Here is a 16,695-nt window from a genome sequence, read left to right as displayed (position 1 = left end):
CATTCGCACAACGGGCGTTATGGTTTTGTACTGTCGCAGCATGCCACGTACCAAGGGGGATCATGAAGCCCGCCGGCGCGACGTATCGGAGGCGGTCTGGCGCGTGCTGGCCGCAGAGGGCTTCAACGGGCTGACGCTGCGCGCCGTCGCCCGCGAGCTCGGCGCGACCACCGGTCTGCTCACGCACTACTTCCCCACCAAGGACGACCTCGTCGCTCACGCCCTCGACCTGCTCGAGAGCCGTAGCGCCGCTCGTCCCCGGCGGGCCGCCGGTCAGGGGCTGTCCGCGGTGAGGGCCGCCCTGCTCGACGTGCTGCCGCTGACCGCCGAGGCCACCGCCGCCAACCGGATCTGGGTGTCCTCGTGGGACACCGCGCTCGCCGACCCGGAGTTGAGCGACGACTACGGCCGCAAGTACGCCCGGAGCCGCGACCGACTGCGCACGTCGGTCGCGGACGCCCAGCGGCTCGGGGAACTGCCCGCCGGAGATTCGGAACGCATCGCGGCCGGCGCCCTGGCCTTCGTACTGGGCCTGGTCGTCCAGGCGTTGTTCGATCCCGCCGCCTTTCCGCCCGAGCGCCAGACGCGGCTGCTCGACGACTACCTGGCCGCACTGGCATCCCCGCCCCCGCCCCCGTCCCCCGCGGCCGTACAGTGACCGGATCCCGGCGGACCGCCGCCGCAGACAGCACTGGGGGGTCAGTGGGGGCACCGGAGGACGCGAACGCGGCCCGCAGCGTGGTCCGCGCACGCGTGGGATCGGGCCTGGCAGTGGCGTTCCTTCTGCTGCCCTTCGCCGGCTACGGACTGGCCAGGACAGGCGCGGTCCCCGAAGGCACACCGATCCTGCTCGGCCTGCTGGGCGGGATCATCGGCGTCGTGCTCGTGCCCGCCCTGTGCGAGGAGCAGGCCCCGTTCCGGCACTCGTCGTCGCGTCTGATCGCGCGCACCCTGACCGGCGAACGGTCCGTCGACCTGAACCGGATCACCACGGTCCGGCTGCTGACGACCTTCTCGTCCGGCAGTGCCCACCGCACCCTGGTGGTGCGCGACGCGCACGGTGTACGCCTGGGCGTCACCACCGAACGAAGCCGCCGGAAGCTGCGCCGGGCGATCGAGAAGGCGGACGCGAACGCGGCCCGCGGACTCCCCGCGCCCCGGGTGAGCCGGGCCGCCCGCGTGCATCTGGGCCTGGCGCCGGGGCGAGGCCTCGTCGGCCACACGGTGCTCGGTCTTCTGTGCCTGACGGTGTCGGCGAGCCTGTACGTGTCCGTTGTGCTGCGACTCGGCGGGCAGTGAGCCGGTCCCGGTGAGCACCGGACACAACGGCCGCTGTCCCGCCCGGACAGCGGCCGTTGCGCACCGGGGCCGCCCGGCTGATGCCGGACGGCAACCCCGGCGTCGGATCAGAGCGCGCCCTGACGCCAGGGGACTGTGGGCTGGTGAGCGGCGTCCATCACCCTGGGAGTGGGCCGCGGTTCCGATACCCAACCGAAGATGAGCATGGGGCGAACGTTTTCGGCCACTTGAGCCCCGGCCTCACCAAGTGTGCCGGCATGCCGCCAATCGGCGGAATCGGGGCCCGTCGGAGTGGCGGCGGCGCTGCCGGGCCCGCGCCGGATGTCAGGGTGGGTCGCGACGGACACCCAGCGGCGATCAGACGGACACTCAGCGGCGTCACCGGTCGGCGTGGCGGAATCACGGAGGAACCTTGCCCCGCACGACGTCGGACCCGCCCGGCAGGGAGACGGCCGCCGCCGAGGAGCGGCCGGCCGGGGTCCTCGCCGGCGTTCCGGCGCTCAGGGCGTGCCCGCGCCGCGCCGCCGTACTGCTGCCGGCACTGGCGCTCATGCTTCTCGCGACGCTGGCGGGCTGCGTGGGCACGTCCCGTACCGGCGCCGACTACGAGGAGAAGGTCGCCAACGCCGCGGAAGCGGCACGCTCCTCCGTCGAGACGGCGCGCCTCGTCGTCACCGCGGTGGAGGCCGGGAAGTCACCCGCCGCCTATACCAGCAGGACGCTGTCCGACGTGGAGTCAGCGGTGGGGACGGTCTCGACGCAACTCGGCTCCGTGCAGCCGCCGACCGAGGAGAGCAACCGGCTGCGCACCCGCATCACCTCCCTGCTGACCGAATGCCACAGCGCCCTCGGGGACCTGCGGATCGCCGCCCGCGACGGCAGGACCACCGAACTCGTGGCGCTGGGTGAACGGCTGCCGGCGCTCTCCGCCAGGCTGTCCCGCTTCGAGATGATCAGGCCGACATGAAGAAGGTCATCAGCCTGGCGCTGGGCGTCTTCACGGCGATCGGCGGCTTCATCGACATCGGCGACCTGATCACCGACGCTCTGATCGGGGCACGCTTCGGGCTCGCCCTGGTGTGGGTCACGGTGGTCGCGGTGATCGGCGTGGCCCTCTACTCGGAAATGGCCGGCCGCGTCGCCGTGGTGACGGGCCGCACGGTGTTCGACCTGATCCGCGAGCGCATGGGGGCCCGCACCGGCCTGGTCACCGTCGTCGTCTCCTATCTGGTCAACGCGATCGCGCTCGTCGCGGAACTCTGCGGCATCGCCCTGGCCATCGAACTCCTGACGGACGTCCACTACCTGCTCTGGGTGCCCCCGGTCGCGTTCCTCGCCTGGCTCGTCATCTGGCGTGTGCCGTTCGAACTCATGGAGCGGGCCTACGGCTTGGCCGGAATGGCGCTGTTCGTCTTCGTGGTGGCCGTCTGGCAGCTCGGGCCGGACTGGGGCGAGATGCTCCACAACGTGACGCAGCCGCAGCTGCCGGCAGGTGAGGGCCTGCCCACCTACTTCTTCTACGCGCTGGTGATGCTCGGCGCGCAGATGACGCCGTACGAGGTGTTCTTCTTCTCCTCGGCGGCCGTGGAGCACCGCTGGCGGGCGCGCAACCTGACGGAAGTCCGGATGAACTGCTGGATCGGGTATCCCATCGGCGGGATCCTGGCCATCGGCATCCAGGTCGTCGCCCACCAGGTTCTGCAGCCCGCCGGCATCCAGGTCGAGCATCTGAGCCAGACCGTGCTGCCGGTCGTCCTGGCCTTCGGGCAGGTCGGGTTCGCCCTGGCCATCCTGGGAATCGTGGCCGCCGTGTTCGGTTCCACCATCGAGACGCTGCTCTCCTCCAGTTACACCGTGGCCCACCACTTCGGCTGGACCTGGGGCAAGGTCCCACGCCCGGCCGACGCCAGCCGCTTCCACACACTGCTGCTGGTGACCCTGCTCGGGGCGACGGCGGTGGCGCTCACCACGGTCAACCCGGTGACGGTCACCATCTACGCCGTCTACCTCGGCGCCGCGGTCCTGCCCCTGACGTACCTGCCGATCCTGGTGATCGCCAACGACCGCCGGTATCTCGGGGACCGGGTCAACGGGCGCCTGGCCAACGCGGTGGGCACCGTCTATCTGCTCCTCGTGGTGGCCGGCGCGCTGGCCGCCCTGCCCCTGCTCCTCGCGACCAAGGCGGGACTGTGACCATGACCGAGTATCTGGACGCCGGCCTGGAGCTCCTCGACCGTCAGCTCGTCGACGCCGACGGTACGTCGCTGGGCAAGGCGGACGACCTCCTCTTCACCGATCCGGGCTCCGAAGGGCCGCCCGTCCTCACGGCCCTGCTGGTCGGACAGCAGGCGTTCGGAGCACGGCTGGGCGGCCGGCCGGGACTCTGGTGGACGGGGCTGGCCCGGCGGATCTCGCCGGCCGAAGGACCCGTCGAGGTGCCCGCCGAACTGATCGGCGACGTCGGCCCGGTGATCTCCGTCGACGCCCGCATCCAGGCGTTCCCACGGCTTCTGGGGCCGGAGAGGTGGCTGCGCCGCCACCTCGTGTCCAGGCTGCCCGGGGGTGAGCGTGAGAGCGACTGACCTGCTCGGGTCCGTGGTCGAGGACACCCGAGGACGCCGGCTGGGGAAGGTCCACGACATCCGCCTCGCGCGTCCGTCCGCCGCGGAGCCGTGGCGGATCGATGCCGTCGTGGTCGGGCCGTCCGCCCTCACCTACCGGTTCGGCTACGCACAGCAAGAGGTGAACGGTCCCTACCTGGTCACGGCCGTCGCCACCCTGCTCAACCGCCGGAGCAGGCGGATCTCCTGGGCGGACGTCCTCTCCTTCCACGAACGGCGCCTCACCGTCCGCACCGCGCCGGCGGGAGACGCGTCATGACGACGGAAGGACTCGCCGTCCTCTTCGCGTGGCTGGAGTACGCAGCGCTCGTCGCACTCCTCGCCTGGCTGGTCCTGCGCCGCCCCCGCGGCAAGTAGACGGGGAGCACAGGAGCCCCGCGCCGCTGCCTGCTTGTTCCCCTCGGTGACGAGGGTGATGCGGTCGCCGTCCTCCGCGGTCAGGGTGAGGGTCTCGCCGTGGTCGGTCACCTTGGTCGTGAGGTCGCCGGTGAAGACCTCGGACCACCGCTCCTCGAACTCCTGGAGGCCCTTCGTGCCGCAGCCGATGCCTCGCCGTCGACGGTGACACTCGCCGGCACCCAGCGGACACCGGTCACCGGCGCGTCGCCGTCCGCGCCACCCGCGTTGCTCCGGCCGGCCGCTGTTCCGCAGGCGGCCAGTGCGGCCGTGGCGACCAGGGCCACGGCGGCGTGCTTCGCGTTCGTCCCTCGCTTGTTGGCCATGTGACGAGGGCGAACCACCTCTGGTTCCGCACCGGCGGTGGGTTCCGGAGACGTCGAGGACACCCGCGTACGCGCGCTGAGGCGTCAGTCGTCGAACGTGGCGACGGCGTCAAGACCGGCGTGGTGGAGCGTGCGCTGCACGCGACGGTTCGAGCCGGACACGACCACGCCCGGGGCGTCCGCGGCGCTGGCGGCGCGGAGCAGGGCGTAGGCGCACACCAGGTCGATCCGCTCCAGAGCGCGCATGTCGAAGACCCACACCCGGGCGCCCCGCAGTCGCGGATCCTGCAGCTGCTCCTCCAGGGCGCGGGCCGTCGAGGAGTAGAGCGCGCCGTGGAATGCCACGTCGACGCGTTCACCGTCGGACGTGATGGTCACGGGGTGCTGCTGTCCACGTGAGGCCGAGGTGATCATGGTTCTCCCTCCGATGGCACGAGAGGCGTCGGCGCAGCCTTGTGGAGCTACGCGCCCTAAGTCAGGGATACACCTCTTACGTGAACATCCGGCCGCTTTCGGGTGACGCCGCCGGCCACGGACCGGGCCGGCCGAGGAGAGGCCGGCCGGCCGTTCAGGCGCGGTGGTCTCCCGTGGTGCCGTCGGGCAGCGAGTCGGTGAGATAGCCGGCGAGGTCAGGGCGGTCGGGCGCGAGCATGTGCCGTACCCACGCGTCGCGCTCGTGGAGGATCGGCGGCAGCTCCCAGACGCAGCCGATCAGCGACCGGTCCAGCCGGACGAAGTGCGTCGGGTCCCGGTCGGGGCAGCCCAGCACCGGCTGGCCCGCGGCCGCCCCGCCGAAGTGGAGGGCGTTGTCCCACACCCAGCTGTACGCATTGAGGTACGCCCCGTCGTCCCCTCCCCTGTGGAGGACGACGAAGGCCGCGGGCGGCGTGCCGTCCGCCTCCGGCAGCAGCTCGGGAAGGATCGCGTACGCCGCCTTCTCCACATCGGGAGCGATGCCGTCGGGGTCGGACGTGACGTGGTAGCGCTTGACGCTGCGGCCGCCCACCTCGACGGGCGGCAGGACGCGCAGCAGTTTCTCGGCGAAAGTCATGGCTGGACCGTAGAGCGGCTTCACTGACATCTTGTGTCAGTGAAGTCCAGCCGCCTTCTGTCGATCCTGCTGCTGCTCCAGACCGGGGGCCGGGCGACCGCCGCCCAGCTCGCCGCGGAGCTGGACGTCTCGGTACGGACGGTCTACCGCGACATCGAGTCGCTGACCGCGGCGGGCGTACCGCTCTACGCCGACGCCGGGCACGGCGGCGGCTACCGCCTGATCGACGGCTATCGCACCCGGCTCACCGGGCTGAGCGCCGGCGAGGCGGAGGCGTTGTTCCTCTCCGGGGTCGCCGGGCCCGTCACCGAGCTGGGACTCGGCGGGGCCCTGGCCGCCGCCAGGCTCAAGCTGCGCGCGGCGCTCCCGCCGGAGCTGCGCGCCCAGGCCGACCGGATGCGCTCCCGTTTCCATCTCGACGCCCCGGGCTGGTACGCCGAGGACGACGACGTCCCGCATCTGCGGCGGGTCGCGGACGCCGTGTGGGAGAGCCGGGTGCTCGAGGTCCGCTACCGCCGCTGGAAGGAGCCGACCGACGTGGACCGCCGTCTGGAGCCCTACGGCCTGGTGCTCAAGGCGGGCCGCTGGTACGTCGTGGCCGGCCCCGGCCCCCGTACGTACCGGGTCGACCAGATCCTCGGACTCACCGAGTGCGACGAGCGGTTCGAGGCGCCGGCGGACTTCGACCTGGCCGGCTACTGGCAGCGCCACCAGGCGGATTTCCTGGCCCGCCTCCACCGTGACGAGGCCGTCGTCCGTCTCGCGCCGCGGGCCGCGGCCGCTCTCACGGGGGCGGCGGCCCGGGCGCTGGCCGCGACCGGCATCGCGGAAGCGGACGGCTGGATCAGGGCGGTGCTGCCGGTCGAGTCGCTCGATCACGCACACGGCCGCTTCCTCGCGATGGGCGCCGACGCCGAGGTCCTCGAGCCGGCGGAACTGCGGTCCCGCCTCGCGGCCACGTCCCGCGCGCTGGCAGCGCGGTACGCGTCGGTGTGATGTCGTCCCGGTGGCCCCGGCGTTCCCTTCCGTACGGCCGGTCCCGCTCGGTGCGCTGGTAACCTGGGGGGACGCTTCGACGTTGCCGGGGCCCGCGCCAAGGGGTGCGGGCCCCGCCTCGTTCCGGCGCCAGACCAGGGAAGGGTCCCCATGAACACCAAGCCGTCAGCCCGTGGCCGCTCCGGTGCCGGCACGACACGGACCGTGGCGCCGCGGGGTGAGCTCTCGGCGGAGACGCTGACCCCCGGCTCGCCGCCCGCCGCGTCCTTCGCCGAGCTGGAGCTTCCGGCGGAGGTGGTGCGGGTGATGACCGACCTCGCGGTGACGGAGCCGTTCCCGATCCAGGCGGCCACCCTGCCCGACGCGCTGGCCGGCCGGGACATCCTCGGCCGCGCGCGGACCGGCTCGGGGAAGACCCTCGCGTTCGGGCTGGCGCTGCTCGTCCGCATGGCGGGCCGGCGTGCCGAGCCGAAGCGCCCGCGCGGGCTCGTCCTGGTCCCCACCCGCGAACTCGCGCAGCAGGTCGCGGACGCCCTGGAGCCGTACGCCGTGGCGCTGGGGCTGCGGCTGGCGACGGCTGTCGGCGGACTGTCGATCGGGCGGCAGGCGACCGAGCTGCGGGCCGGCGCCGATGTCGTCGTCGCCACCCCGGGGCGCCTCGCCGACCTCGTCGGACGCCGGGACTGCCACCTGGACCAGGTGCGTATCGCGGTGCTCGACGAGGCGGACCAGATGTGCGACATGGGGTTCCTGCCGCAGGTGACGGAGCTCTTGGACCATGTGCCCGCCGGGGGTCAGCGGATGCTGTTCTCGGCCACGCTCGACCGCAACATCGACGATCTCGTCCGGCGCTACCTCCACGACCCGGTCCTCGCCACGGTGGACCGGGCGGCGGGCGCGGTCACCGCGATGGAACACCATGTGCTGAACGTCCACCCCGCGGACAAGTACGCCACGGCCACGGAGATCGCGGCCAGGGACGGGCGGGTGCTGATGTTCCTGGACACCAAGCACGGCGTCGACCAGTTCACCCGCCATCTGCGCGGCAGCGGCATCCGGGCGGCCGCGCTGCACAGCGGGAAGTCGCAGCCGCAGCGCACGCACACGCTCGCGCAGTTCAAGAGCGGTGAGATCAACGTGCTGGTGGCCACCAACGTCGCCGCACGGGGCATCCACATCGACGGCCTCGACCTCGTCGTCAACGTGGACGCCCCCGCCGACCCCAAGGACTATCTGCACCGGGGCGGCCGCACGGCGCGCGCGGGCGAGTCGGGCAGCGTGGTCACCCTCGTCACCCCGAACCAGCGGCGTGACGTGAACCGGATGATGTCCGACGCCGGGATCCGGCCGGTGGTCACTCAGGTGCGCTCCGGCGAGGAGAAGCTGAGCAGCATCACCGGAGCGAAGCGTCCGCCCGCCCCGGCCAAGGCCACCGGCAACGCGGCCTTCCGCGGCATGGGCACCCGGCCGGGCAGCGCCCCGAAGGAGTCGCGCAAGGCCGCCGAGGCCCGCAAGGTCGCGGAGGCGCGCAGAGCCGCCCGGGTACGCAGAGGCCGCTGAGCAGCCGCCGTCGGCCCCTGCCGCCCGAGGTGTTGCGCCGGGAAGGCGCGTGACGGCGTTGCGTCGGGAAGGCGCGTGACGCCGCGGCGGCAGCGGCGTCACGCGAAGGTCGGGCGGCTACACGTCAACGGGCCGGATCGAGAAGGACCTTGAGGACACCGTCGGCGCGGCTGTTGTACAGCTCGTACGCCGCACCGCCCTCGGACAGGCCGAGACGGTGGGAGACCACGGCCTCCGGGGTGAGCCGTCCGGCCTGGGTGAGGGCGATCAGGACAGGCAGTTCGTAGTGCACCGAGCACAGCCCGATCGCGAACTCGAGCTCCTTGATCTGGGCCATCCCCATGTCGAAGGGGAACGCCGTGTTCTGGCTGACCCCGATGACGCTGACCCGGCCGGCCTGGCGGACGGCTCCGAGGGCGAGCTCGATGGTGGTGTCCGAGCCGACGGCCTCCACCACGGCGTCCGGCCCGCGCCCCCCGGTCATGTCCCGTATGGCCGCGTGCGCGTCCTCGCCCTCCACCGGCTCGACGCCCAGGGCGGCGGCGAAGGCGCGGCGCTCCGCGACGGGGTCCACGCCCAGCACCCGGGCGGCGCCCATGGCGAAGGCCGACTGCGCGGCCATGAGGCCGACCGGGCCGAGGCCGATGACCAGAATCGTCTCGCCGGGCTGGATGCGGGCGCGGCGGCAGCCGTACCAGGCGGTGGGGGCGTTGTCCGTCAGGACGGTGGCGGCCTCGTCGGAGATGCCTTCCGGCAGGTGCACCAGGTTGACGTCGGCGTGCGGCACGGTGACCGACTCGGCCTGGCTGCCCTGGAGTTGGAGCCCCACTCCGTAGCACAGGTCCAGCGGGGACTTGGCGCGCTCGCACCTGGCGGTGTACCCGGCCGCGCAGGTCCCGCACAGGGTGCAGCCGGCGGAGGCGGGGACGAGGACCCGGTCGCCGGGCTTGAAGCGGGTGACCTGGCTGCCGGTCTCGGCGACCACGCCGACGCACTCGTGTCCCGGGATGTATCCGGTCTCCGGGCTGAACCCGTGGCCGTCGTAGATGTGCAGGTCGCTGCCGCAGATGCCGGCCGTGGTGACCCTGACGACCACGTCGGTGGGGCTGGTGACGGTCGGGTCGGGAACTTCCCCGTAGCGGATGTCGTGGCGGCCGTGGTAGGTGAGGGCCTTCATGAATTCCTCCGTCCGGGCGCGGGGGCGCCGGTGCAGCGCGACGACGCCGGAGTGGCGAGGCAGAGGACCGTGGTGTCGGTGTCGACGTCCAGGGCATTGACCGTCCCCCCTCGCGCCTCAGGCGCTAGGATCAATCCTTAATGGGACCGTATCATTTTGGTATGAGGGGAAACCATAGCCCGTGACACCCCAAAGGACGCGCGCACAGAACGCGCCGCCGCGGAGCCGGGAGCTTCGTGACACTCGCGGCAAACTCGTCCGGGCCGCCGAGCAGTTGTTCGCGGCGAAGGGCGTCGACGGTGTGTCGCTCAGCGAGATCAACCGGGCCGCCGGCCAGCGCAACGCGACGGCCCTGCAGTACCACTTCGGCGACCGCTCGGGGCTGCTGCGGGCCGTTCTCGACAAGCACCTGCCGGCAGTGGACACCCGCCGAGAGGTCCTGCTGCATCAGTACGAGGACGGCGGGACGGACGATCTGCGCTCTCTCGCCTCCGCACTGGTGCTGCCGGCCGCCGCGAAGCTCGCCGACCCCGACGGGGGCCGCGAGTTCCTGCAGATCGTGGGCGAGCTGCTCAACCGGCCCGAACCGCGGGTCGAGCTCGTGGTGACGGAGGGCTCGACCATCCTCGCCTGGCGCCGCCTGCTGGAGCCCCTGCTCACCCCCGACTCCACCTCGGTGCTCCACACCCGCTTCACCGCCATGCGCTTCTGCCACGCCGAACTCGCGGCCCGTGCCGCCGCCCGCCCGCGCAACGACGACCGGTTGTTCACCAGCAGGCTGGTCGACCTGGTCACCGCGCTGCTGGCGGCGCCGGTGTCGGAGCAGACCGCACGGCTCCTGGACGGACGGGGCCCCGAGGACCGCACCGGCCGTCAGACCCCAGCGCACTGACCGGCCCGTAGGCGCGCGGCACATGGAAGCCAAAGGCCCGTGGCCTTCGCCGGCGCGTCGGCGAGGCCCGCGCCAGGCAAACCGGACGGCGACGCCGTGATCCAGCTTGTCGACCGGCTCGCCGCCTCAGGCTGAACACCCCGTGGGCCAGGCCCCGTTCAGGACGAGTACAGCTCCTCGATGTCCGCCGCGTACGCCTTCACGATCGCGCCCCGGCGCAGTTTGAGGGAGGGCGTCATCAGGCCGTCGTCCATCGTGAACTCGTTCGGCAGTATCCGGAACGCCCGGATCGACTCGGCCCGTGACACCGCGCTGTTCGCCATCGTCACGGCCCGCTGGATCTCCGCGTGGAGCTCCTTGTCGATCACCACGGCCTGCGGGTGCGACAGCCGTTTCCCGCGCAGCTCGTACCAGTGCGTCGACGCCTCCGGGTCCAGCGTGACCAGGGCCGCGACGAACGGCCGGTTGTCGCCGACGACGAGGCACTGGGAGATCAGTGGATGCCTGCGCAGCCGGTCCTCGAGGATCCGGGGGCTGACGCTCTTCCCGCCGCTGGTGATGATGACGTCCTTCTTGCGTCCGGTGATCACCAGGAAGCCGTCGTCGAGCCAGCCCACGTCGCCCGTCGCGAGCCAGCCGTCGCGCAGCACCGACTCGGTGGCCACCGGGTCGTCGTGGTAGCCGGCGAAGACGACGGGGCCACGGACCCAGATCTCCCCGTCCGGTGCGATGTGTACGGAGCAGCCGGGCAGGGGCCTGCCCACGGTGCCGAACCGGGGACGACCGGGCGGCTGGCTGGTGATCGCGGCGGTGGACTCCGTGAGCCCGTAGCCGTCGTGGACGGTGATCCCGGCGCCGTCGAAGAACAGGCCCAGCTCCCGGTCGAGGGTCGATCCGCCCGAGGTGGCGTGCCGGACGCAGCCGCCGAGCACGGCCCGCAGCCGCCGGTACACCAGCCGGTCGAAGACCGCGTGCCTCAGCCCGAGCATCCGTCCCGGACCGGGCCCCTCTCCCGTGTCCCGCCGCTCCACCTCCTCGGCGTAACGCACCGCCGTGTCCACGGCCTTGTCGAACATCTCCCCCCGCCCGGCCCCCTCGGCCGCCCGGCGTGCCTTCTCGAAGATCTTCTCGAAGATGTACGGCACGGCGAAGACGTAGGTGGGCCGGAAGGACATGAGGGCGGGCAGCAGTGCGTCGGGCGCGAGGTCGGGCTGGTGGCCCAGCAGGATGCCGCCCCGCATGCAGACCACCTGCACCATCAGACCGTAGATGTGGGAGAGCGGCAGAAAGGCGAGGATGCGGGGCTGCTCGCCGGGCTCGGCGAGGATGTGCTTCCAGCCCGCGTACAGGGTGTCGCACTCTGCCGCGAGGTTCGCATGGGTGATCACACAGCCCCTGGGCCGCCCGGTGGTGCCCGAGGTGTAGGTGATCGCGGCGACCGACTGGGGCCCCACCGCCCGGCGGTGGCGGTGCACCATGGAGTCCGGCACCTGCGCGCCGCGCTCCGTCAGCCGCTGCACGCACCCCGAGTCGAGCTGCCACATCGCGCGGAGCTGCGTCTGCCCGTCGCAGGCCGCTCCGACGGTCATGGCCTGGTCCTCGTGCTCGACCACGATGGCCACCACCTGCGTGTTGGACAGGATCCAACGGACCTGGTCCGCCGAGGAGGTGGGGTAGACGGGCACGATCTGGGCGCCGATCGACCACAGCGCATAGCTGAACAGTGTCCACTCGTAGCGCGTCCGGGCCATCACGGCGACCCGTTCCCCGAGTTGTATGCCCTCGGCCAGCAGTCCTTTCGCCAACCCCATGACCTCGTCGCGGAATTCGGACGCGGTCACGGGGAGCCATTCGTCGCCGCCCGGGGCGCTGCCGCGCCGGGAGAGCTGCAACAGCTGCGGGTCGCGCTCGGCCACGTCGTAGACCGAGTCCGCGAGGCTCCCCGTCGCCAGGGTTTCCACCAGCGGCGGAAGGCTGAAGTCGCGCAAAGTGCCCCCTTGATGAGCTGTCGCCATGCCGCATGTCGCGGCGGACAGGGGCGCAAGGTACCGGCCATTTCCATGGCTGCCTAGGGGCTTGACGTCGCTCGCTCGGATGCGCGATTACGTCCGGTGCCGGATGTGACGGCTCCGCCCGGCGAGCACCGCGGACAGAAGCGTGGGCTTTCCGTCAGCGTCGGCGCAACTGGTCGAACCGGCGCACGATTTCGGCCGTGTCCGCGACGTTGGACCCCAGGTGACGGGAGCCTTGGTGGTCGACGCTCGCCGAGATCGACGACGGGCGCGTCGACGCCGTTGCCGAGCAGCGCCGCCCGGCAGTGCCCGGTGTTGTCGGTGACCGCCTGCTCGTCCCCGGTCGCCGTGTAGAGCCGGACCGGTGCGCGGGCCGTCCGGGGCGGCTCACGCCAGCGCGTTGACCGCCGCGGCGAAGACCCGTGGCAGGCGTTCGGCCGCGGGCACGATGAGCGGTGCGAGGGCGGGCCGCTGCCGGGCGCGCAGCAGGAGTTCCGTCAGCAGCCGGTGGCGGCGGGTCGCCCGGTTCCAGTCGGTCTCGTAGCGGCCCGGAGTACCGCGGCGCAGGTTGCCGACCAGGGCCTCGGCGCCCGTGAGGGCCAGGGAGAGCCCCTCACCGGTCAGCGCGTCGATGTATCCGGCGGCGTCTCCGACGAGAAGGACACGCCCGTGGAGTCTGGTGCGCGCCTTCTGGCGCAGGGGCCCCGCACCCCGCACCGCGGTGACGGCCGTTCCCGGTGCCAGGCGCGCCAAGAGGTCGGGGAAGTCGGCCAGTTGGGTCGCGAAGGGGACACGTCGCGCGGTGAGCAGGGCGATGCCGACGAGGTCCGGTCCGAGCGGGGTGACGTAGGCCTCGCCGTGCGGGCCCCAGTGCACTTCGACGCAGGAGGACCACGGGGCCACGGCGTAGTGGCGGCGCAGCCCGTATCGGGGTGCCCCGCGGGAGGGGGCGCCCAGGCCCAGGGAGCGGCGCAGCGGCGAGTGCAGGCCGTCCGCGGCGACCAGCCACCGGGCGCGCAGCCCCGTACCGGGGACGAACACGCCCGTGGCGTCCTGCCGCACCTCCCCGACCCGCAGCGGAACCACGGAGACGCCGGCCTCGCCGACTGCGCGGTGCAGGGCGCTGTGCAGACTGGTGCGGCGCACCCCGAGGCCGTGGCCGTGCCGGAAGTGCGCCTGGGCGCGGCGGGGTCCCTGGACGTAGCGGATGCCCTGGATCGGATGGCCGGGGACGTCCACGCCGAGCGCCGCGAGGATCCGCACGGCGCCCGGCATCAGACCTTCGCCGCAGGCCTTGTCGACGGGTGCCGGGCGCGGCTCCGCCACGACGGTGTCGAAGCCGGCACGGGCCGCGTGCAGCGCGGTCGCGAGGCCGGCGGGACCGCCTCCGACGACGAGCAGGTCGTGACGGTCGCTCATCCCGGCACCGCCCGGGTCGAGGCGGCGTTCACGCGGGCACCGCCTGTGAGGTGAGCGCAGCGTTCTCGCAGCGGATACGGACGGTCAGCAGCACCGCGTTGGCCGCGGTGAACACCGCCGCGGTGAGCCACGCCGAGTACACGAGCGGCAGCGCGGCGATCTCCATGACGACGGCGACGTAGTTGGGGTGGCGCAGGAACCGGTACGGTCCGGCGGCGATCAGCCGGGTGCCGGGGACGACGATGACGCGGGTGTTCCAGTACCGCCCGAGTGTGGTGATGCACCACCAGCGCAGGGCCTGGGCGAGGAGGACCAGCGTCAGCATGGGCCACCCGAGTGCGGGCAGGAACGGCCGGTGGGCGAGCACGGGTTCGAGCAGGCAGCAGACCAGCAGGCCGGTATGGAGGACGACCATGACCGGGTAGTGACCGCGGCCGTGCTCCACGCCCGAGCGGGCGAGGGTCCAGGCGGCGTTGCGCCGGGCGACGACGAGTTCGGCGACGCGTTCCACCGCTACGGCGAGGACCAGAAGCGTGTACCAGGGCATGTGGACCACTCACCAACGCAGCAGGACGAGTTCGGAGCAGAATCCCGGGCCCATCGCGAGCAGCAGGCCCCAGGTACCGGGCGCGGGCCGATGGTCGTCCCGGGTGTTCTGGAGGATGTGCAGTACGGAGGCGGACGACATGTTGCCCACCGTCGCGAGCGAGTTCCACGCGGTGTCCAGGGCGCTGTCGGGCAGGCCGAGGACCTCGGTCACGGCGGACAGCACCTTGGGGCCTCCGGGATGGCACACCCAGGTCCCGATGTCGTCGGTGGTGAGACCGTGGTCGGCCAGGAAGTCCCGCAGCCCGGCGCCGAAGTGGCCGCGCACGATGCCGGGGACGCCGGCGCCGAGCACGATGCGGAATCCGCTGGCGCCGATGTTCCAGCCCAGGAGCTGTTCGGTGTCCGGATACAGGTGGCTGCGGGTGGCGACCACCGTCGGCCCGGCTCCGTCGCAGCCGGTGGTGCGGCGGCCGCGTGCGACGACGGCTGCCGCGCCGTCGCCGAAGAGGGCGCCGGCGACGAGGTTCGCATGGGAGTCGTCGCGCTGCTGGAGCGTCAGCGAGCACAGTTCTACGGTGAGGAGAACGGCGGTGTCGTCCGGGTGGCCGCGCAGGTAGTCGTGCAGCCGGGCGAGGCCGGCGGCGCCGGCCACGCACCCGAGGCCGAACACGGGGACCCGCTTGACGTCGGGCCGCAGTCCCACGCGTCCGGCCAGCCGGGCGTCGAGCGAGGGGGCGGCGATGCCGGTGATGGAGGTGCAGACCAGCAGATCGACGTCGTGCGGCTCGAGCCCGGCCTCCTTGAGCGCGCCGGTGAGGGCCTGCTCCGCGAGGTCGAGTCCGGCGGCCAACCAGGCGTCGTTGGACTGCCCGAAGTCGCCCAGGCCGGCGTAGCGCTCGATCGGCAGGGCGAGATGCCGGGTGCGCACCCCGGCGGACGCGTGGATGCGGCGCAGGAGGGCACGCTCGGCGCCCGGCGCGAGGCAGAGGTCGCCGATCAGTTCGGTGAGGTCGTCCTGGGCGTAGCGGTGGGGCGGCAGCGCGGTGCGGACCGCGAGGATCGTGGTGGCCGCGCCGGTCGCGGCGGTCCGGTCCGGCGGGTCGGGCGCGTCGGTCGGTTCGGGCGGCTCGGACGGGGAAGGGGCATCGTCGACCACCACAGGAACACGCATGCCGGTAATGCCCTTCTTGTTTTGAATGACTGATTATCTTGCCTTTGTGTCTCTACACCCCGTCGACGCCCTTCCCCTCCCGACACACCGTGTCCCCGCGCTGTGGCGCTCCTGCCACCTCGGACCGGCGCTCGCCGTCACGGGATTCGCGACCACGCTGGCCGTGACGGCCGGGCGGGGGTCCGCGGGCGCCGCCGCGGTGGCCGCGGCGGTGCTGGCCGGCCAGCTGTCGGTGGGCTGGTGCAACGGCGCGGCCGACGCGCGGCGCGACACGCTCTGCGGCCGGCGCGACAAGCCCGTGGCGACCGGGGAGCTGTCGCCGCGGACGGTCGCCGTCGCGGCCGGGGCGGCGCTGATGCTGTGCGTACCGCTGTCCCTGCTGAGCGGCGTCGCCGCCGGAGCGGCGCATCTGGGGACGGTGGCCACCGCGTGGGCCTACAACCTGTGGTTCAAGCACACGGTGCTTTCACCACTGCCGTACGCCGTCGCCTTCGGCTCGCTGCCGGCCTTCGTCACTCTCGGCCTGCCCTCGCCGGCCTGGCCCGCCTGGTGGGCGGTGACGGCAGGTGCGCTGCTGGGTGTGGGGGCACACGCCGTCAATGTGCTCCCCGACATCGACGACGATCTCGCGGCCGGTGTACGGGGACTGCCGCAGCGTCTGGGCCGGACGGCGTGCCGGTGGCTGACTCCGCTCGTGATGCTGGCGGCCATGGGCGTCGTCGTGGCGGGGTCACCGGGGCCGGTCGGGGCCACGGGCTGGGCGCTGGCGGCGGCTGCCGCAGTCGTGGCCGTCTCGGCCACGGCCGTACCGTGGCCGGTCCGCAGCCGGTGGCCCTTCCGTGCCGCGATCGTGGTGGCGGGCGCGGCTGTCGCACAACTGCTGCTGCGAGGGCCGGACATCGTCTGACCGGTGGCGACGGACCGCCGCGGTTCCCGCGCGCAACGCGGGCCGGGGGCCCTGGCGCTGAGACCAGGGCCCCCGGCACACCCGCGTTGCGGAGGGATGACTGAAACCGACGTCCACCTACTGGCGCCCGCCGCCGCTCTCGCGACCGCCCTTCTGGCCGGCCTCCGACGCCCGCTGCGGATCGTTGGCAAAGTTGCCACCGCTTTCGTGACCGCCCTTCTGACCGGCCTCCGACGCCCGCTGCGGATCGTTGGCAAAGTTGCCACCGCTTTCGTGACCGCCCTTCCGGCCGGCCTCCGACGCCCGCTGCGGATCGTTG

The 16,695-nt window shown here is 72.6% G+C and carries 18 protein-coding genes; 10 read left to right on the top strand and 8 right to left on the bottom strand.

Annotated elements, in window-relative coordinates:
* Positions 1-40: 40 nt before the first annotated feature.
* The 6 genes from ACFYOP_RS28965 (at position 41) to ACFYOP_RS28940 (ending at position 4,179) form a co-directional block, all read left to right on the top strand.
* The gene (locus tag ACFYOP_RS28965) at positions 41-658 is read left to right on the top strand and encodes a TetR/AcrR family transcriptional regulator (RefSeq protein WP_356896734.1); all 618 of its coding nucleotides are present in this window, start codon (positions 41-43) and stop codon (positions 656-658) included.
* Between the two features lie 113 nt (positions 659-771).
* Positions 772-1,299: a hypothetical protein gene (locus ACFYOP_RS28960; RefSeq protein WP_356896736.1), complete on the top strand. Its 528-nt coding sequence runs from the start codon at positions 772-774 to the stop codon at positions 1,297-1,299.
* Positions 1,300-1,711: 412 nt separating this feature from the next.
* Positions 1,712-2,266: a hypothetical protein gene (locus ACFYOP_RS28955; protein ID WP_356896738.1), complete on the top strand. Its 555-nt coding sequence runs from the start codon at positions 1,712-1,714 to the stop codon at positions 2,264-2,266.
* A complete protein-coding gene (locus ACFYOP_RS28950) occupies positions 2,263-3,492 on the top strand; it encodes an Nramp family divalent metal transporter (protein ID WP_356896740.1) in 1,230 nt (409 codons plus the stop codon). The genes ACFYOP_RS28955 and ACFYOP_RS28950 overlap by 4 nt, the downstream gene beginning before the upstream one ends.
* 2 nt (positions 3,493-3,494) lie before the next feature.
* Positions 3,495-3,881, top strand: coding sequence for a hypothetical protein (locus ACFYOP_RS28945; RefSeq protein WP_356896742.1), 387 nt, complete (start codon positions 3,495-3,497; stop codon positions 3,879-3,881).
* On the top strand, positions 3,868-4,179 hold the full coding sequence (locus ACFYOP_RS28940) for a hypothetical protein (RefSeq protein ID WP_356896744.1): 312 nt from the start codon (positions 3,868-3,870) through the stop codon (positions 4,177-4,179). Before ACFYOP_RS28945 ends, ACFYOP_RS28940 begins: the two co-directional genes overlap by 14 nt.
* A 547-nt stretch (positions 4,180-4,726) precedes the next feature.
* Here ACFYOP_RS28940 and ACFYOP_RS28935 read toward each other — a convergent pair.
* Complete coding sequence (locus ACFYOP_RS28935) at positions 4,727-5,020, bottom strand: STAS domain-containing protein (RefSeq protein WP_356896746.1); 294 nt, start codon at positions 5,018-5,020, stop codon at positions 4,727-4,729.
* A 190-nt stretch (positions 5,021-5,210) separates the two neighbouring features.
* Positions 5,211-5,693 carry a hypothetical protein gene (locus ACFYOP_RS28930; RefSeq protein WP_356896748.1) on the bottom strand — a complete coding sequence of 161 codons (483 nt, stop codon included), beginning with the start codon at positions 5,691-5,693 and terminating at the stop codon, positions 5,211-5,213.
* 39 nt (positions 5,694-5,732) lie between these two features.
* Here ACFYOP_RS28930 and ACFYOP_RS28925 point away from each other — a divergent pair, with 39 nt between their 5' ends.
* On the top strand, positions 5,733-6,689 hold the full coding sequence (locus ACFYOP_RS28925; RefSeq protein ID WP_356896750.1) for a WYL domain-containing protein: 957 nt from the start codon (positions 5,733-5,735) through the stop codon (positions 6,687-6,689).
* A gap of 150 nt (positions 6,690-6,839) precedes the next feature.
* Complete coding sequence (locus ACFYOP_RS28920; RefSeq protein WP_356896752.1) at positions 6,840-8,249, top strand: DEAD/DEAH box helicase; 1,410 nt, start codon at positions 6,840-6,842, stop codon at positions 8,247-8,249.
* 124 nt (positions 8,250-8,373) lie between these two features.
* Here ACFYOP_RS28920 and ACFYOP_RS28915 read toward each other — a convergent pair whose 3' ends face one another.
* Complete coding sequence (locus ACFYOP_RS28915; RefSeq protein ID WP_356896754.1) at positions 8,374-9,426, bottom strand: alcohol dehydrogenase catalytic domain-containing protein; 1,053 nt, start codon at positions 9,424-9,426, stop codon at positions 8,374-8,376.
* Positions 9,427-9,607: 181 nt separating this feature from the next.
* Here ACFYOP_RS28915 and ACFYOP_RS28910 point away from each other — a divergent pair, with 181 nt between their 5' ends.
* Positions 9,608-10,318 (top strand): helix-turn-helix domain-containing protein, encoded by a 711-nt coding sequence (locus tag ACFYOP_RS28910; protein WP_356896756.1) that lies wholly within the window; start codon positions 9,608-9,610, stop codon positions 10,316-10,318.
* Positions 10,319-10,476: 158 nt separating this feature from the next.
* Here ACFYOP_RS28910 and ACFYOP_RS28905 read toward each other — a convergent pair whose 3' ends face one another.
* The 4 genes from ACFYOP_RS28905 to ACFYOP_RS28890 form a co-directional block, all read right to left on the bottom strand.
* Positions 10,477-12,306 (bottom strand): AMP-dependent synthetase/ligase, encoded by a 1,830-nt coding sequence (locus ACFYOP_RS28905; protein WP_356896758.1) that lies wholly within the window; start codon positions 12,304-12,306, stop codon positions 10,477-10,479.
* 411 nt (positions 12,307-12,717) lie between these two features.
* Positions 12,718-13,749 carry an NAD(P)/FAD-dependent oxidoreductase gene (locus ACFYOP_RS28900; RefSeq protein WP_356896760.1) on the bottom strand — a complete coding sequence of 344 codons (1,032 nt, stop codon included), beginning with the start codon at positions 13,747-13,749 and terminating at the stop codon, positions 12,718-12,720.
* Positions 13,750-13,777: 28 nt separating this feature from the next.
* Positions 13,778-14,296 (bottom strand): isoprenylcysteine carboxyl methyltransferase family protein, encoded by a 519-nt coding sequence (locus ACFYOP_RS28895; protein WP_356896762.1) that lies wholly within the window; start codon positions 14,294-14,296, stop codon positions 13,778-13,780.
* A 9-nt stretch (positions 14,297-14,305) separates the two neighbouring features.
* A complete protein-coding gene (locus ACFYOP_RS28890; RefSeq protein ID WP_356896764.1) occupies positions 14,306-15,469 on the bottom strand; it encodes a 3-oxoacyl-[acyl-carrier-protein] synthase III C-terminal domain-containing protein in 1,164 nt (387 codons plus the stop codon).
* A 46-nt stretch (positions 15,470-15,515) separates the two neighbouring features.
* Here ACFYOP_RS28890 and ACFYOP_RS28885 point away from each other — a divergent pair, with 46 nt between their 5' ends.
* Positions 15,516-16,376: a UbiA family prenyltransferase gene (locus tag ACFYOP_RS28885; protein ID WP_356896766.1), complete on the top strand. Its 861-nt coding sequence runs from the start codon at positions 15,516-15,518 to the stop codon at positions 16,374-16,376.
* A gap of 117 nt (positions 16,377-16,493) precedes the next feature.
* Here the strand turns inward: ACFYOP_RS28885 and ACFYOP_RS28880 are convergent.
* A partial coding sequence (locus ACFYOP_RS28880; protein WP_356896768.1) for a general stress protein occupies positions 16,494-16,695 on the bottom strand: 202 nt, incomplete at its 5' end.

Origin of the sequence: Streptomyces sp. NPDC006294, from assembly GCF_042870895.1 — a bacterium.
GTDB lineage: Bacteria > Actinomycetota > Actinomycetes > Streptomycetales > Streptomycetaceae > Streptomyces.
The sequence above is the reverse complement of the archived record's forward strand: the minus strand, read 5'-3'. Positions and strand labels throughout refer to the sequence as shown.